The organism is Jeotgalibacillus sp. ET6 (assembly GCF_029667115.1).
Classification (GTDB): Bacteria; Bacillota; Bacilli; order Bacillales; family Jeotgalibacillaceae; genus Jeotgalibacillus.
On sequence record NZ_JARUIU010000002.1, the window covers coordinates 237,998 to 254,582 of the forward strand.

A 16,585-nucleotide genomic window follows, 5' to 3' on the forward strand; every position below is an offset into this window, starting at 1 on the left:
TCTTTTCTTATTCTTCGCTGAACAACTGCTTTTCCATCAAGTTTTCCATATACTCTTCGCCGCCCTGCGTCAGCTGATAATGCATCTGGCCGTCATATTTAATCTTCTCGACGCGCGGACGGGAGCGGCTGAGGGCAATTTGAACCGCCTTTGGCGAGTGATTAAATCCAAACAAATCAGTCAGCACCGTATGAACGTCAAGCGCTGAAAGATGCGTGAAATCAAGCTCTTTTTTGTAAATGTACAAAATGCTCAGCGCCTGATCCTCCAAGCGCTCAAGAAGCTGCGGGTTCGGATTTTGATTCAGCTGAAGTTCCTCCAGCGTGAAATTCAGCAGCTTTTCCTGACGGCTCGGCAGGATTTCAGTGGATGATCCGCCTCTTGTAACAGTCGCTTCAGGCGTATTGCCATTGGCGATCCCCTGAATATACTGCATGCCGGATTCTGTAATTTCATAGTTTTTCTGCAGATCCTCAAGACCGGATTCCTTTAAGTATCCTTTTTTCACACACGTATGGATGCTTAAATGAATATTGTTTGGCACGGTATGTCGGGCTTCGCGAAACTGTTTTCGCACGGATTTTGCCGTAAAGCTCGGCTGCTGCTTATGATGAAACAGAAAGTACGCCATCGCAAGCGTATACTGCCATTCTGAATACAAAGGAAGCCCTTCTAAAAAGGCTTTAATTTCGGCTTTACTGCGTGGCTCGGCTCCCGGTCCTTTTGTTTCCTCCGCCGGAACCGCAGCAGGCAGGGACGGGCGAATCGCTGTGGACGTTTCTTCTTCCATCAGCTTAGTTAAATAAGTGGATGCAACCTCCTCATGATGCGCAACAAACGCCTCATCGCCGGTTACAGAGTATTCGAAATCTTTATAACGAACACGAAAGTGAAAATCTTGCTCAGACATCTTTTAACGCCTCCCAAATGGATAAATGCTTTGTTTAAAACAAATATGTACTCTTATTATAGTTCTTTTATTCCGTTTACACAATCATAAATGTTCTTTATAAAGAACTATTTTTGTGGAAAATGAATACAATTATGACTAGTTTGTTTGAATATGCCCCATTTTATACGATAAACAAGCGTTTCCTCCAAATCCTTCTACTATACTAGACATCGGAATAGGCAGGGGTTTTGTGAATAGTAAGAGCAACTTTATTTCGATTCAGCCCCTTGAGGACGCGTTTCACGTGGAACGTTTGAGCGAGACTCAAGTGTGACAAGGTAGAACAGGACATCGGAAACGGTACTGGCGTAATGGTAGTAAAATGCAGGCTGTTTACATCCCATTTCATGGCAGATAAGAACACCTAAAGGTTTGATTTTGCTTCTGAAAGGACATACATACAATAGAAACACGGGCAAAGGAGGATGCTGGATGTTACTTGAACCAGTAGGGCAAGTCGTCTTTATGGAAATCAGCAAGCGCATGCGCGATTTAAAATGGACGGTCGATGACCAGAACTTTCATAAAGAAGAAACGTTAACGGAAGCAGATTATCATCTGCCAAAGCAGCTCACAGAACATGAAAAAGAGTCGGAGCTGGCAAAAAAAATAGCGACACTTAAATACGAAGGAACAAAAGACCAATTTAAAAATAACGACACAAAAGGAATCTCCCTGACCTTCTTCACGAAGCGCTTAAAAGCACTTGAGCTTGACGACGTGATTGGAGAGATCAAGGAATTCCAAACGAAAAAAAATCAAAGCACGATTCAGTTTTTTATTGATAAGCCATTTGCCGATGATGACGTACAGGCATGGCTGAATGAATTGTTCACTAAGCTCAGCAACAAAATGGATGAGGTCTACGGGGAACAGACAAAGGAAATCCCGATCGTTCTTCTGCCAAGCAAGCTGCAGGAGCTTCCCGTGACAGAATAAAAAAAGCACCGCTCGATGATCCGATTTGTTCGGAGAGTCGGGCGGTGTTTTTTTAACGATAGCGTTCTTCAGCCTCTGCGTCGACCTTCCAGTTGCGGAAGGTATGTAAAGCAACGAGCGCAAGGCTTAGTGAAAGCTCAATCAGAAAGCTCTCGTTCAGTGCGGGTGGGAAATTGGGTGTAAACAGCTTGAGTGATACATACAGCACAAAAATACCTGTTGAAACAATACACAGTCCATTCAACAGCTTCACTGCTGATGCACCTCCTTTTAAACGTGGATTTATAGGATGGAAAAACCGTGGCTGACCGGGCACTGTTATGATTTTCTTTTTTTGCACCGGGAACTGGACGGGCCAATCGGGAGGAACGGAGAATTCGTAGAGTGAACCGTTCGCTTCAGGCGGAAGGCGATCATATAAAACTCTTCATGAACTGCACGCCGGATGCACATCTCTTTCCGCATCGTACCTGCCTCCTTTAACTCTATCGTACGCTCACCCAAATCCTCATTCAATAGAATCATCTGAATTTAATCTTCCTGTCATATAAAAAACATATTAAGCGGAATTTGGAAAATTGACGAACAAACAAATCACACTGAAAACCTAAGTAATTCAAGGGAAAAACTCATTTGCCAGGAATTACTTTTACATTTTTGTTTCAAATTCCGCATTTTTTCGATATTATTTTCAATAAAAGAGTTTAAAGTTGATTTGAACAGGGAACAATGTATTAGTTTACTAGACTCGGAATCAATCTTTCATGCAAGGAAAGGATGTAACTCATGGCTACACAAACAGAAGAAACCCTCCGCTACCTGACTGAACGGGTCCTGGAAGAAAAAGAACAGCTCGCACACGACATCACGGAAAGACAAAATCATACATACTCAAGCCTTGAAAGCCTGAGCAGTACGCTTGTGCCATTACGCATTGAGCTTGTCACGATCTACGCGGAATCACTTTCCCTTGATCCAATCGACCGCCAGAACCGGATCGAAAAGTGGGGCCTTGAAGCAGGAAAGAAATGCGCAGAGCTTGGCACCACACTTGACTCCATGCTGCGGGAAGTCCCGCATTACCGCAACGCCATCGGAGAACTCATTAAGCAGGAAGCAATCAAGCATGAATTCTCTATTGAAAGACTGTACGAAGTGATCTCGATTCTTGATCAGGCTGTGAACGATATCGTGTACTACTTCTGCCTGCCATTTGTGGAAGTACAGCACAACAACCTGAAGGCATCACAGGATCAGATGCTTGAAATGTCCGTACCTGTTGTCCCGGTTGACAACGGCGTCGCTGTCCTTCCACTCGTCGGAACGATCGACACACACAGAGCCAAGCTCGTCATTGAAGAATCACTTACTCAATGTCTTGAGCTCAACATCGAAGAATTCGTCATCGACCTCTCAGGCGTCGCGATGGTCGACACCTTCGTCGCCCAAAAACTCTTCCAGGTCATGGACTCACTCAAACTCATCGGCGTTCAGCCAAAAATCAGCGGCATCTCACCGGAAATGGCCCAAACGATTGTCCAGCTTGGACTGGACTTTAAAGACATTCCTTCCTACGCGACATTAAAATCGGCGCTGAGGGAAATTGGGTTTGAGCGGCAGATGGTAAGACTATAAAAATAAAATAAATGACCTCGTCCTTCAAATAGGACGGGGTCATTTTTACTAGATTTACAAGAAAAATAAACAAAAATATCTTTCTTTTTCCAATTTATCAAGCTATAATACATATATTCTAATAGACGGAGAGGTTTGTACATGCAAGTAAAAGAAGCACCCTTGAAGGCTGATATGCTGCAGGAACTTTTAAACGAGGCACGGACCAAGGGAATGGATGACTCCATCACCTTTAAAGATATGATGGAGTGGCTGACCAATCAGCTGAAGAACAAATAAAAAAATGATAAACCACGCATTCTGATCCCTTAGTAGGTCCTTTGGGATGATTTTGTCGATTCGTGACGAAAGAATATTGCAGATAAATGACCTTTTCATGTCATTTTCATGTTAAACTCTATAAGTATGAAATTTAAGTGAAAACTGGTTACTCTTCCAATAATTATTCAGTATGGATAAAAAGAATAAATTTACAAATTCTTTATAATTGTTTCCGACTTTAACCGATTAAACTATGATATTCTACCTAAGTGTCAATTACGTCATGAGAAATTGTTTAACATCTGGTAATGTCTCCAGTTCCACTATCAATGGAGGCACTCGGCTGTACTGTGGGTAACAACCTTAGACATGTATTGTCACGGGTACGGTGTGAGGCTGGGTTAAATGCCCACTCTATATTATGATTCTATGCATTCTAAATATCTAATGAAAGGGCATACAAATGTGCGTTTTCATTAGATATTTATTTGTGTAAAAAGCTAAATTACAGGGGGATTTAAATTGAAAAAAATTAAAAAAGCGATAATACCAGCAGCTGGTTTAGGGACCAGATTCTTGCCCGCAACAAAAGCAATGCCGAAGGAAATGCTACCAATCGTTGATACACCAACGATTCAATACATTGTAGAAGAAGCCATTGCTTCAGGAATAGAAGATATCATTATCGTAACAGGAAAAGGGAAGCGGGCAATCGAGGACCACTTTGATAACGCACCTGAGCTTGAAAAAAATCTGTTAGAAAAAGAAAAATATGATCTTTTAGAGAAAGTCCAGGTGTCAGGAAATCTCGGAAACATTCATTATATTCGTCAAAAAAATCCGAACGGACTTGGACATGCCGTTTTATGTGCTAAGCAATTTATAGGAGACGAGCCTTTTGCGGTTCTATTGGGTGATGACATCGTGGAAAGCGACACTCCTTGTCTTCGTCAGCTGATGAATCAATATGAAGAAACAGGATCGTCCGTCATTGGGGTGCAAACGGTTCCTGATCAGGATACTCACCGTTATGGAATTATAAAACCGGCTGAGCAAGACGGAAGATTGCATAAAGTAGAGCATTTCGTTGAAAAGCCTAAGCAAGGTACAGCGCCATCTAATCTAGCGATTATGGGTCGTTATGTCTTAACTCCTGAAATTTTTGAGTTTCTTGAAAATCAGGAAGCAGGCGCTGGCGGTGAAATTCAGTTAACAGATGCCATTGAAAAGCTGAATCAGCTGCAAGCTGTATATGCGTATGATTTTGAGGGAGATCGTTACGATGTTGGTGAAAAACAAGGGTTTATTAAAACGAATATTGAGTTTGCCTTGAAGGATCCTGAACTTCGGGAAGAAACGATTCGGTTTATGGAAGAAATTTTAATAAAAAACAGCATAAATAAACAAGAAGTATAAGAGAAAGGAGGTTGAATTATGACCTATAAAAAGAGGATTGCCAGTTTGGTGTTAGTGGATTCGCTAATTGTTATTCTATCGATCTTTATTAGCTTCTACATGCTCCTCCCTTTTGGTGAATTGTATGATGGACAGATCTCAACAGTACTGATACCAAGTTCAATTGTACTTCTGCTGAGCCATCATTTTTTTGCTTACAGATATAAACTGTACAAAAGAGTTTGGCAGTATTCCAGTGTCAGTGAACTATTAGGAATTATCAAAGCAGTATCGTTTTCAATTATCATAGTTGCTGTGCTTCAATTAGCACTTACAGGTTCCTTATATACTCGGACACTAGTTATCACATGGATGATGCACATTTTACTAATTGGTGGATCGCGTTTTGCCTGGAGAATGTATCGTGATACGTATATTAAACCCGATCCGGATCGTAAAAGAGCTTTGATTATAGGGGCAGGTGCTGCTGGAACGACAGTTGCCCGAGAGCTGAAGCAAAAATTAAACTCCGAACTTTACCCAATCGGTTTTATAGATGATGATTTTACAAAGCATCATTTAGAAATTATGAACATTCCTGTATTAGGTGGAGTAGATCAGATAGAAGAAATAGTAAAAGAAAACCGAGTTGAGCATATTATCATCGCAATTCCTTCCTTAAGTCGAAATGAAATACAACGAATATACGCTGAATGTGCTAAAACATCTGCTGAGACGAAAATTCTTCCTCTACTAGAAGACATTATGACTGGCAAAGTAGAAGTCAACGAAATTCGTGAGGTTCAAGTAGAAGATTTACTTGGTAGAGAGCCAGTAGAACTTGATCTTGAAATTATTTCAAATAACCTTGAAGACAAAACCATTCTTGTGACTGGTGCTGGGGGTTCCATTGGTTCAGAAATATGTCGCCAGGTTAGCAGATTCAAACCCAAAAAGCTTATTCTGTTAGGACATGGTGAAAATTCTATCTACATGATAGATATGGAGCTTAGAAAGAAATTTGGTGAAATTATTGAAATTATCCCCATTATCGCAGATGTTCAGCACAGAGAACGTATTTTTGAAGTTGTCGAAGAGTATAAACCAAGCGTTATTTATCATGCGGCAGCACATAAGCATGTTCCTTTAATGGAGTACAATCCAAGTGAAGCAGTTAAAAATAACATTTATGGAACAAAAAACATTGCTGAAGCTGCTCATGAGTTTGGTGTTGAGAACTTCGTTATGGTTTCCACGGACAAAGCGGTAAATCCTCCTAACGTAATGGGGGCTACAAAACGTTTTGCAGAAATGATTGTGCAGAACCTAGCAAAAGAGAGTAATACGAAGTTTGCTGCGGTTCGATTTGGTAATGTGTTGGGGTCCAGAGGAAGTGTAATCCCATTATTTAAAAAACAAATTGAAGCAGGTGGACCTGTTACAATAACCGATCCTGAAATGACTCGTTATTTCATGACAATTCCGGAAGCATCCAGACTCGTTATTCAAGCTGGAACCCTTGCTGAAGGTGGAGAGGTTTTTGTATTGGATATGGGGGAACCGGTTAAGATTGTAGATTTAGCCAAAAACTTAATACGTCTTTCTGGATATACAGAAGCAGAGATTAAAATTAAGTACAGCGGCATTCGTCCTGGAGAGAAACTATTTGAAGAGTTACTCAATGAAGATGAAATTCAGAGTGAGAAAGTTTTTCCGAAGATTTATGTTGGAAAGGCTATGCCGCTAAGTAAATATGAGCTCGATTTTATTATCAGTGACTTGGCAGGAATGTGTAGGGAGGAAATGGTTAGAACCTTAATTAGTGTGGCGAATAGAAAAGTAGTGGGAGATTTAATTATCGGGCAAAGGAGTTCTTAGATAATTGATTGGAGATAAAATGTTTTATAGTAACTCTATTAAAGGAGTGTTCCATCCATGTATTTAAAAATTAAGAGATTGATTGATATCACACTCTCCTTTACTGGGATTGTAGTATTAGCGCCTATCTTCCTAATTCTGATAATTAGTATAAAACTTGATTCAAAAGGTCCAGTGTTATTTAAACAAAAGCGTGTTGGAATCAATAAGACACATTTTAATATACTAAAGTTTCGTACTATGAAAATTGACACTCCTAATGATACTCCAACACATCTATTGACCAATCCTGAAAATTATATTACAAAGACCGGTAAATTCTTAAGAAAAACATCACTTGATGAACTTCCCCAGATTTGGAATATTTTCATAGGAGATATGAGTATTATTGGACCTAGACCAGCATTATGGAACCAATATGATTTAATTGCTGAAAGGGACAAATATGTGGCCAATGAGGTTCCCCCTGGTTTAACTGGTTGGGCGCAGATTAATGGGAGGGACGAGCTTCCAATTGAAGTTAAGGCTAAGCTGGACGGAGAGTATGTAGAAAATCTTGGTTTTCGGATGGATAGTAAATGTTTCTTTGGAACATTTGTTAGTATTGTTAAGAGCGATGGTGTGGTTGAAGGCGGTACAGGAGCTAAGAAGGAAGTAGCCAATACTAGAGAGACTAGGTCTTCATAAGAGCCAATATATAATATGAGGTGTTTGAATGTTATTAGTCACAGGAATTACCGGCCATACAGGAAGATACTTTCTGCAAGAGCTTATTCATAATAACTATAAAGGTCCTATTCGCTGTGTTGTTAGGGAATCGTCTGACACCTCACTAATAGAAAAAAGTAACTTGAATATAGAAAATGTTGTCGGAAATCTAGATGATCCCAATTTTATTTATAGAGTGATGGATGGTATTGATACGGTTATGCATATTTACAATATCCACCACTCCACCCTTATAGTGCGAGCTGCAAATGAAAATAAAGTTAGAAGAGCAATATTGATACATACCACAGGCATTTATTCCGAATTTAAATATGCTTCAGAAGGGTACAAGAAAGTTGAAGAAAAAATAACAGAGATGAAGAATAATCAAGAAAACTCTACTAGTATAACTATATTAAGGCCCTCAATGATCTATGGAGATCTTTGTGACAGAAACATGAGCAAGTTTATTAAACTTCTAGACAAACTAAAATTTATGCCAGTTATCAATGGCGGAAACAGTTTAATACAACCCGTAAATGTAAGAGATTTAGGAAAAGCACTATATACCGTTTTAGTCTCGCCTCAAATAACGAATGGGAAAAATTATGATCTTACTGGTAAAAGACCGATTAAAATGATAAATGCTTTTAAATTAATTAGTAAAGAACTAAATAAAAAGACGATTTATTTAAATGTTCCAATGAGTCTTGGTGTACTGGCTGCTAAAATTATTAAAATGGTGACAGCAGGGAAAGTGGATTATGTTGAACGTGTTCAGAGAATGGGAGAAGACAGGAACTACTCCCACGAAAATGCAGCCCAAGACTTTAACTATGATCCAATGCCCTTTGAAAAAGGAATACAAATAGAAGTACAAGAATATTTAAAAGAAAAATGAAATTAGCTTAAATGAGTAGGGGATTAATATGAAAATTGTAGTGTTGTCAAGTCATACATCTTCATTGTTTTGGTTTCGTATGGACATGATGAAAAGCTTTCTTAGTAAGGGTCATACAGTAATTGCAGTTGGTTCAGAACCAGAAAGTGCATGGAAAGCAAAATTCCAAGAGTTTGATATAGATTACCGACAATTACCGGTAGAAAGAAACGGATTAAACCCACTTAATGATTTAAAGACTTTTAAATCATTATATGAATTTATGAAAAAAGAAAAGCCGGATAAAGTATTTGCATACCAAGCGAAAACCATAGTTTATGGCAGCATAGCAGCAAAATTGAATGGTATTTCAGAAGTCTATCCTTTAGTAGCGGGCTTAGGATCTGTATTTAGAGGAAATGGCGTAAAAAACGAAATGATTAAAAATATAATGAAACTACAGTATAGAGTAGCGTGTATGTTCAGTAAAAAAATTTTTTTTCAAAACCATGATGATAAAAATGAGTTTTTAAAAAATGGTTTAGTTAAAGAAAATAAAACGGTAATTATCAATGGTTCTGGAGTAGACCTATCAAAGTTTAAGTATGAAGAATTGCCAGAAGAACCATCTTTTCTTTTCATTGGCAGATTGATTAAAGATAAAGGGATAATGGAATATCTAGAGGCTTGCAATAAAATTAAATTGAAATATCCAAGAGTACGATGCTTACTTGTAGGGCCATATGACAGTAATCCTTCTGCAATTACAAAAGAGGAGTTAAAACCTTACATAGATGACAAAACCATTGAATATTTTGGAGAACAAGATGATGTGAGACCTTTTATTACTCAATGCAGCACATTCATTCTGCCTTCCTATCATGAGGGAACTCCCAAAACGGTATTGGAAGCGATGGCTATGGGAAGATCGATAATTACAACCGAAGCCCCGGGTTGCAGGGAAACTGTAGTTGATGGAGTAAATGGGTACTTGGTAAAAGTTAAAAGTGTTAATGAACTTGAAGATAGAATGGAAAAGTTAATTAATAATAAACAAAGAAGTTATTCTATGGGCCAAGAAAGTGCAAAAATTGCCATTGAAAAATATGATGTAAAAAAAGTGAATCAAACTATTATTCAAACTATGGGAATTTAAACTAAAGGAGAAATTACAATGAGCTTATATGAAAAAATCGTTAATAAAGAAGAAAAAATATCACTAGTTGGCCTTGGTTATGTAGGAATGCCAATCGCAGTAGCTTTCGCAAAAAAACTGAATGTGATTGGTTTTGATGTTAATGAAGAGAAGGTTTCAATGTACAAGAGTGGTATGGATCCTACGAAAGAAGTAGGCAATGAAGTTATTAGTAAGACAACTGTAGAGTTTACTTCAGATGAGAATAGATTAAAGGAAGCAAAGTTTCATATTGTTGCAGTGCCAACTCCTGTAAGAGATGACCGTACACCGGATTTGTCACCTGTTAAAGCAGCTAGTAAAACGTTAGGTAGAAATCTAACTAAAGGTGCAATTGTAGTATTTGAATCAACAGTATACCCTGGAGTTACTGAAGATATTTGTTTACCAATTCTTGAAAAAGAATCAGGCTTAAAATGTGGAGAAGATTTCTTCATTGGATATTCTCCAGAAAGAATTAATCCAGGTGATCAGGAACACAGGCTTGAAACGATTGTTAAAGTTGTGGCAGGTATGGATGAAGAAACTCTGAATACAATAGCTCAAGTATATGAATTAGTCGTTGATGCAGGAGTACACAGAGCTGAATCAATTAAAGTAGCAGAAGCCGCTAAAGTAATCGAAAATGCTCAACGTGACATCAATATCGCATTTATGAATGAGTTGTCAATTATTTTTGATAAGATGGATATTGATACCTATGATGTTCTACGAGCAGCAGGTACAAAATGGAACTTCTTAAATTTCTCTCCTGGCCTTGTTGGCGGACATTGTATAGGTGTAGATCCCTATTACCTTACTTATAAAGCAGAACAGATGGGATATTACTCACAAATTATACTGTCAGGCCGAAAAATTAATGACGATATGGGTAAACATGTTGCTGAAAGCACAGTGAAAAAAATGATTAAGGCGAATATCCCTATTAATGGAGCGAAAGTAGCTATATTGGGGGTTACTTTTAAAGAGAACTGTCCAGATGTGCGAAATACAAAAGTAATTGATGTAATCAATGAGTTGGAAGAATATGGTGTTGAGGTTGTTGTAACAGATCCTGTGGCAGATAAAGAAGATCTTTTCAATGAATATGGATTGTCTCCAATTGAATTAGATGAGATTGAAGATGTGGATGCACTGATCTTAGCTGTTCCTCACAAAGAATTTAAGTCTATATCTGTAAAGGAATTGTCAAGAATGTTTGCAGTTGAAACAAAAGCTTTAGCAGGGGTAGCGGTAACATCTGGCTCTGATGATAGTAAAAGAAGTGATGATGGCGCAAATGATTATAAAAAAGAAAAAGTAATTGTTGATATTAAAGGTTTATTCAATAAGACTGAGCTGAAAAATGCCGGTTTCATTTACTGGGGGCTTTAAGAATGGGTTATAAAGAATTGAAATTTCCCGAGCAGTCTGTTTTTTTAGTGACAGGCTGCGCTGGGTTTATTGGTTCTAATTTAGTTGAGGCCATTATTAATATGGGTTATATAGTACGTGGGTTAGATAACCTCTCTACAGGTTTTTATAGAAACATCGAAGAGTTTATAAGTCATCCAAACTTTGAGTTTATTGAAGGTGACATAAGAGATCTTGATACATGTAAAAAGGTTACTGAAGGAGTAGATTTTGTATCACATCAAGCAGCGTGGGGAAGTGTGCCAAGAAGTATTGAAATGCCTCTATATTATGAAGAAGTCAATATCAAAGGCACTTTAAATATGATGGAAGCTTCTAGAATTAATAATGTAAAAAAATTTGTATATGCTTCAAGTTCCTCTGTATACGGAGATGAACCAAACTTACCGAAAAAAGAAGGAAGAGAAGGTAACGTATTATCACCGTACTCATTAACAAAGAAAGTAAATGAAGAGTATGGCCGTCTCTATAAAGAATTATATAATCTCGATACATATGGCATGAGATATTTTAATGTTTTTGGTAGAAGGCAGAACCCAGAAGGTGCTTATGCGGCTGTAATACCGAAGTTTATAAAACAGTTGATGAATGATGAGCCATCGACTATTAACGGTGATGGGAAGCAGAGTAGAGATTTTACTTACATAGAAAATGTAATAGAAGCTAATTTAAAAGCATTTAATGCACCTAATGAATCTGCAGGGCACTCATATAATATAGCTTTTGGCGGAAGAGAGTATTTAATAGATATCTATTCTCAATTAGAAAATGCATTAGAAAAAAGTATGCAGCCGATTTATGGACCTGATCGTAATGGTGATATTAAACACAGCAATGCAGACATCAGTAAAGCTAGAGAGTTTTTGGAATATGATCCAGAATGGAATTTTGATAAAGGTATTCAAGCTGCAATTGAGTGGTATAAAGAGAATCTATAAGGTGAGAATGATTAATAATTATTTTGAAAGGAGATTATCATGTGTAAAGTATCAGTGATTATTGCCGCCTATAATGCTGAACAATATATTAAAGTAGCTGTTGAATCTATTCTGAATCAAACACACCAAAATCTTGAGCTAATAATATGTGATGATTATTCAACAGATAATACAGTAGGGATCATTAAGAAGTTGATGGATGAAGATAATAGAATTGTTCTGTTAAAAAACGATAAAAATATGAGAGCAGCGGTTACTAGAAATAAATGTTTAGAAGTTGCACAGGGCGAATTCATTGCAATTCAAGATGCAGATGATTTTTCACATCCTCTAAGACTGGAAAAACAAGTTAATTTCTTGAAAAAAAATAATGATTATGATTTTGTAAGCTCTAGAATGTTTAAATTTGATGAAAATGACGATTTTAATATTCTTTTAGAATTAAGTCCTAATAGTAGCGAGTTTTCATATAAACTTCCATATATTGAATCTCCTAAAAATAAAGATTTTCTTTTTAGACTACCGTATACACATGCAGCTACTATGTTTAGAAGTAATGCAATTAATTCTGTCCACGGTTATAGAGTATCAAAAGAAACAGTAAGGGGACAAGATGCAGATTTATTTATGCGGTTGCATGCTGTTGGATACAAAGGTTTTAATTTAAATGAATCTTTATACTATTATTTTGAAGGTAAAGAAGCTTTTAAAAGAAAAAAATATAAATACAGAATTCATTCAGCTATTATAAGATATAGGGGTTTTAAGGCTTTGGGTTTAATGCCTATAGGTTATATCTATATTATAAAGCCTCTAATAGTTGGAATAATACCTGTTGGTATACTACAATGGTATAAAAAGTAAAATATATAACATAAATTATAGGTTTGAGGATAAAAGTGTTAAACATGTAAATTCATACTTAGAAATAAGCTGTTAACTTTTATATTTTAAATTCTTGATTTTAGCTGTTTTAATCAATAAATTGTGGCTAGACTAGGCTAAACGTTTATGAAATGAGTGGACTTATGAATATTTTATTACTCCATATTTTGTTATTTAATATCTTTTCAATAATATTTTTAGTTCTAATAAGGACGCCTCAATCTAAAAAAATATTTATTATACTCATTACAATTCAATGCATTATTCTAGTTGGATTGAGAGACAGTAGTATTGGAGTTGATACACTTCGATATGAGGCACATTTTTATAGAACCTTATCAGATATCAGCTATATTTTTACTCAAGAGGATATAGGCTTTTTTTTATTACAAAAAATTGTCGGTACTATACTTTGGAGTGACTTCAATTTTTGGTTACTTTTTATAAGTATTATCATATACGTACCACTAGGTATTATTATATATAAGCATTCAAATCATATTTATTTGAGTTATTTACTTTATTTTTCCTGGGATTTTTTCTTCTTTAATTTTACAGGTATTCGGCAGTCATTAGCAATCACTGGCATTTTAATAAGCTATATTTTTATAAATAACAAAAATCCATGGAAATTCATAGTTACTGTATTAATTTCAGCAACTATGCATAGTTCTGCACTCGTATTTCTTCCAGCTTATTGGTTTGCACGAAAAAAAATAACTAAGCTGTATTTAATAATTCTATCTTTGGTTATTACTGTTATATATATATTGAGAAATCAGGTTGGGGAATTACTGACATTCCTTTATTATGAAGATGCTGAGCTAATATTGAGTATTTATGAAGCTTCCTCTGGGTTAGGAGGAATTTCAATATTTATTATCTTAATATTATTTTTAGGATTGATATTTTATGATTCGAAAAACAGCTCGGATGATGAAGGTATTAAAATTCTAACTAACATTATGATAATCGCTCTGATGATTCAAATTATTAGTGGTTTTTCCTACCTATTTACTCGATTAAATATGTATTATTTTATTTTTGTTATTTTGTATTTACCTAATACAATAAAAAATATTGGTCTTGGAGATATTAAAATGAATAGCAAAGATAGATCACTTGTTAAAATTACAGTTTCAATTATATTTATAGGATTTTTTATAGGCTATTATCTTTACAAAGTTTCAGAGGGAATGGATAGGGTATTACCTTATAAATTTTATTGGAATTAGAAAAGCAAATTTTTGAAATTTCACATCTTTAATGTCTTTTATTCTCCTTTTCTAATTTAACAAATCATCTTATTAATAAAAACTAGATATGGAGGATTTAATTGAAAAACATACTTATAATAACCCCTTCTTTAAGTGGAGGCGGAGCTGAACGATCAACAGCTATCATTTCAAAATATTTATCCAAAATTTATAATGTGATAATTGTTACTTATTATACTAACGATCAGGAATACGAATATGGAGGGAAATTATTAAATTTAAACTTGAACACTGATTCTAAAAGTCTCTTTAAGAAAGCTATTATTTTTTTAAAAAGATGGCATAGTATTAAAAAAGTAAAAAAATTATATAATATTGACCTTTCTATTAGCAATTTGGAAAATGCAAATCTAATAAATATTTTAACCAAAAGAAATGATAAGGCAATTCTAACAATGAGAACATTTAAGTCAGAAAGAATCAAAGGAGCAAAAGGGAAATTATATAAATTCCTGATTACTAACCTATATAACAATTGTGATAGAATTGTAGCTGTATCTGAGTTAGTAAAGAATGATTTAATTGACAATTTTAATATAAAAAAAGAAAAAGTAAGTGTAATTTATAATGGTATAGATATAAAGAAGATTCAAAGGGAAATGCTAGACGAAATTGAAGAAGACAATAAAATAGATTTTTCAATAGATACATTAGTTACAGTGGGTTCGTTAAACAAACACAAAGGTCAATGGCACTTAATAAGATCTTTTAAAAAGATACTGGAATTAAACTCAAATCTTCAACTTGTCATTATAGGTGAAGGTCCTCTAAAAAATATTCTGATAAAATTAGTGGAAGATTTAGGATTAGAATCTAAAGTGTATTTAATTGGTAAAAAAGATAATCCATTTAAGTATATCCATAGATCAAAAATATTTATATTTCCATCGATAGTTGAAGGTTTCGGAAATGTATTAGTAGAAAGCATGGCATGTAACACCCCGATTATTGCAACAGATTGTAAAGCTGGACCTAAAGAGATTCTGACTTATGATGCAAATGTAAATAGGACTATTGATTCTACAATAGCTGCGAAATATGGTGTCTTAGTTCCTCCTCTTAATGGGGAAATTTATGGTGCTGAAATTAATTTAACTTCACAAGAGCTAGATTTAGCAGATGCCATAAATAACATGTTGAATGATGAAAAAATATATGAAAATTACAAAACTTCAATAATTACTAGAGCATGGGAATTCGATATAAGTAAAAAAGAAGAAGAGTGGCTAAAGTTAATTGAAGAAATACAATAAATTCTCAAAAGTAATATTAATAGATAGGGGGAATTTGATATGTTAAGTCTTCTTTATAAAATATATTTTTTACTTAGAAAAAGAAAATTTAATATTATAATTCTAAGAAAATTTAATAGTTTGTTATGTATTTTAATTCGAAAAATTGCAAATAGTTATATGGTAATTAATTATAAAATGTCCATTAGTAATAAGAGTTTAGGTATTAATACTAGTGATAGAAGGTCAAAGAATGTAATTGTATCTTTGACAACATTTCCAGGTCGTATTGATACTGTGTGGATCGCTATTGAGTCCTTATTAAGGCAGTCTTATCAACCAGATAAGATAATATTATGGCTAGCAAAAGAGCAATTTGAAAATATTAATATGCTTCCAAAAAATATATTAGAGCAACAGGAAAGAGGCCTAGATATACGATTTTGTGATGATTTAAGATCTCATAAAAAGTATTATTATGCTTTTCAAGAGTATTCTCAAGATATAATAATCACAGTAGATGATGATATTATATATCCTGAAAATACACTTGAGGAGTTAATTCTTTTACATAAAAAGTATCCTGAATATATTTGTTGTCATAGAGGACATCTTATCAAAAGGAACAAAGATAAAAGTATAGCACCATATAGCAAATGGATATATAATCCTTTGGACTTTAATGGACCATCAAAATTATTGTGCCCAACAGGAGTTTGTGGTGTATTATATCCCCCGGATTCCATAAATGAAGAGATTTATAACAAACAAAGCATTAAAAATCTCTGTTTTTATGCAGATGATTTATGGCTTAAGGTTATGTCGTTAAAAAATAATACTAAGGTTGTTAAATCTACTTCCTTTCCAAGTGAACTTTTCACAATAAATTTAAGTCAGAGAGAGTCGCTTGCGAAGCTAAATGTTTATGAAAACAAAAATGATAAGCAATTAGAAGCAATACTGAACAATTATAAAGTGGATTTAACAGAATAAGACT

17 protein-coding genes are annotated in these 16,585 nt (G+C 35.1%); 14 read left to right on the top strand and 3 right to left on the bottom strand.

Going from position 1 to position 16,585, the window contains the following annotated elements:
• Nucleotides 1-7: 7 nt before the first annotated feature.
• Nucleotides 8-910, bottom strand: a complete 903-nt coding sequence (locus tag P6709_RS06310; RefSeq protein WP_278240050.1) for a hypothetical protein — start codon at nt 908-910, stop codon at nt 8-10.
• Between the two features lie 474 nt (nt 911-1,384).
• On the opposite strand from P6709_RS06310, the gene P6709_RS06315 reads away from it, so the two are divergent.
• A complete protein-coding gene (locus tag P6709_RS06315) occupies nt 1,385-1,891 on the top strand; it encodes a hypothetical protein (RefSeq protein WP_278240051.1) in 507 nt (168 codons plus the stop codon).
• A 52-nt stretch (nt 1,892-1,943) separates the two neighbouring features.
• On the opposite strand, the gene P6709_RS06320 is transcribed toward P6709_RS06315, so the two are convergent.
• Both P6709_RS06320 and P6709_RS06325 read right to left on the bottom strand, forming a co-directional pair.
• A complete protein-coding gene (locus P6709_RS06320) occupies nt 1,944-2,144 on the bottom strand; it encodes a hypothetical protein (RefSeq protein ID WP_278240052.1) in 201 nt (66 codons plus the stop codon).
• Nucleotides 2,145-2,209: 65 nt separating this feature from the next.
• Nucleotides 2,210-2,416 (bottom strand): hypothetical protein, encoded by a 207-nt coding sequence (locus tag P6709_RS06325; RefSeq protein WP_278240053.1) that lies wholly within the window; start codon nt 2,414-2,416, stop codon nt 2,210-2,212.
• Nucleotides 2,417-2,677: 261 nt separating this feature from the next.
• Between P6709_RS06325 and P6709_RS06330 the strand changes: the two genes are divergently transcribed.
• The 13 genes from P6709_RS06330 to P6709_RS06390 all read left to right on the top strand — a co-directional run bounded on the left by P6709_RS06330 (nt 2,678) and on the right by P6709_RS06390 (nt 16,581).
• Nucleotides 2,678-3,526, top strand: a complete 849-nt coding sequence (locus tag P6709_RS06330; RefSeq protein ID WP_278240054.1) for an STAS domain-containing protein — start codon at nt 2,678-2,680, stop codon at nt 3,524-3,526.
• 141 nt (nt 3,527-3,667) lie between these two features.
• Entirely contained in the window at nt 3,668-3,805 is a 138-nt protein-coding gene (locus P6709_RS06335; RefSeq protein ID WP_278240055.1) for a hypothetical protein, read from the top strand.
• A 504-nt stretch (nt 3,806-4,309) separates the two neighbouring features.
• Nucleotides 4,310-5,203 carry a UTP--glucose-1-phosphate uridylyltransferase GalU gene (galU, locus tag P6709_RS06340; RefSeq protein WP_278240056.1) on the top strand — a complete coding sequence of 298 codons (894 nt, stop codon included), beginning with the start codon at nt 4,310-4,312 and terminating at the stop codon, nt 5,201-5,203.
• Between the two features lie 18 nt (nt 5,204-5,221).
• Nucleotides 5,222-7,060 (top strand): nucleoside-diphosphate sugar epimerase/dehydratase, encoded by a 1,839-nt coding sequence (locus P6709_RS06345; RefSeq protein WP_278240057.1) that lies wholly within the window; start codon nt 5,222-5,224, stop codon nt 7,058-7,060.
• A gap of 57 nt (nt 7,061-7,117) precedes the next feature.
• Nucleotides 7,118-7,747, top strand: coding sequence for a sugar transferase (locus P6709_RS06350; RefSeq protein WP_278240058.1), 630 nt, complete (start codon nt 7,118-7,120; stop codon nt 7,745-7,747).
• A gap of 28 nt (nt 7,748-7,775) precedes the next feature.
• Nucleotides 7,776-8,669 (top strand): SDR family oxidoreductase, encoded by an 894-nt coding sequence (locus P6709_RS06355; protein ID WP_278240059.1) that lies wholly within the window; start codon nt 7,776-7,778, stop codon nt 8,667-8,669.
• A gap of 28 nt (nt 8,670-8,697) precedes the next feature.
• A complete protein-coding gene (locus tag P6709_RS06360; RefSeq protein WP_278240060.1) occupies nt 8,698-9,804 on the top strand; it encodes a glycosyltransferase family 4 protein in 1,107 nt (368 codons plus the stop codon).
• Between the two features lie 18 nt (nt 9,805-9,822).
• A complete protein-coding gene (locus tag P6709_RS06365) occupies nt 9,823-11,217 on the top strand; it encodes a nucleotide sugar dehydrogenase (RefSeq protein ID WP_278240061.1) in 1,395 nt (464 codons plus the stop codon).
• Nucleotides 11,218-11,219: 2 nt separating this feature from the next.
• The gene (locus P6709_RS06370; protein ID WP_278240062.1) at nt 11,220-12,194 is read left to right on the top strand and encodes an SDR family oxidoreductase; all 975 of its coding nucleotides are present in this window, start codon (nt 11,220-11,222) and stop codon (nt 12,192-12,194) included.
• A 39-nt stretch (nt 12,195-12,233) separates the two neighbouring features.
• On the top strand, nt 12,234-13,058 hold the full coding sequence (locus P6709_RS06375; protein ID WP_278240063.1) for a glycosyltransferase family 2 protein: 825 nt from the start codon (nt 12,234-12,236) through the stop codon (nt 13,056-13,058).
• 164 nt (nt 13,059-13,222) lie between these two features.
• Nucleotides 13,223-14,314 carry an EpsG family protein gene (locus P6709_RS06380; RefSeq protein WP_278240064.1) on the top strand — a complete coding sequence of 364 codons (1,092 nt, stop codon included), beginning with the start codon at nt 13,223-13,225 and terminating at the stop codon, nt 14,312-14,314.
• A gap of 101 nt (nt 14,315-14,415) precedes the next feature.
• Nucleotides 14,416-15,609 carry a glycosyltransferase gene (locus P6709_RS06385; protein ID WP_278240065.1) on the top strand — a complete coding sequence of 398 codons (1,194 nt, stop codon included), beginning with the start codon at nt 14,416-14,418 and terminating at the stop codon, nt 15,607-15,609.
• Nucleotides 15,610-15,648: 39 nt separating this feature from the next.
• Nucleotides 15,649-16,581: a hypothetical protein gene (locus tag P6709_RS06390; RefSeq protein WP_278240066.1), complete on the top strand. Its 933-nt coding sequence runs from the start codon at nt 15,649-15,651 to the stop codon at nt 16,579-16,581.
• The last annotated feature ends 4 nt before the right edge of the window (nt 16,582-16,585 follow it).

Excerpts from the sequence above, each read along its gene's own strand:
- P6709_RS06355 (WP_278240059.1), top strand. The coding sequence starts at position 7,776 with ATGTTATTAGTCACAGGAATTACCGGCCATACAGGAAGATACTTTCTG.
- P6709_RS06330 (WP_278240054.1), top strand. The coding sequence starts at position 2,678 with ATGGCTACACAAACAGAAGAAACCCTCCGCTACCTGACTGAACGGGTC.
- P6709_RS06350 (WP_278240058.1), top strand. The coding sequence starts at position 7,118 with ATGTATTTAAAAATTAAGAGATTGATTGATATCACACTCTCCTTTACT.
- P6709_RS06325 (WP_278240053.1), bottom strand. The coding sequence starts at position 2,416 with ATGATTCTATTGAATGAGGATTTGGGTGAGCGTACGATAGAGTTAAAG.
- P6709_RS06360 (WP_278240060.1), top strand. The coding sequence starts at position 8,698 with ATGAAAATTGTAGTGTTGTCAAGTCATACATCTTCATTGTTTTGGTTT.
- P6709_RS06315 (WP_278240051.1), top strand. The coding sequence starts at position 1,385 with ATGTTACTTGAACCAGTAGGGCAAGTCGTCTTTATGGAAATCAGCAAG.
- P6709_RS06345 (WP_278240057.1), top strand. The coding sequence starts at position 5,222 with ATGACCTATAAAAAGAGGATTGCCAGTTTGGTGTTAGTGGATTCGCTA.
- P6709_RS06335 (WP_278240055.1), top strand. The coding sequence starts at position 3,668 with ATGCAAGTAAAAGAAGCACCCTTGAAGGCTGATATGCTGCAGGAACTT.
- P6709_RS06365 (WP_278240061.1), top strand. The coding sequence starts at position 9,823 with ATGAGCTTATATGAAAAAATCGTTAATAAAGAAGAAAAAATATCACTA.
- P6709_RS06375 (WP_278240063.1), top strand. The coding sequence starts at position 12,234 with ATGTGTAAAGTATCAGTGATTATTGCCGCCTATAATGCTGAACAATAT.
- P6709_RS06310 (WP_278240050.1), bottom strand. The coding sequence starts at position 910 with ATGTCTGAGCAAGATTTTCACTTTCGTGTTCGTTATAAAGATTTCGAA.
- P6709_RS06370 (WP_278240062.1), top strand. The coding sequence starts at position 11,220 with ATGGGTTATAAAGAATTGAAATTTCCCGAGCAGTCTGTTTTTTTAGTG.
- P6709_RS06390 (WP_278240066.1), top strand. The coding sequence starts at position 15,649 with ATGTTAAGTCTTCTTTATAAAATATATTTTTTACTTAGAAAAAGAAAA.
- P6709_RS06380 (WP_278240064.1), top strand. The coding sequence starts at position 13,223 with ATGAATATTTTATTACTCCATATTTTGTTATTTAATATCTTTTCAATA.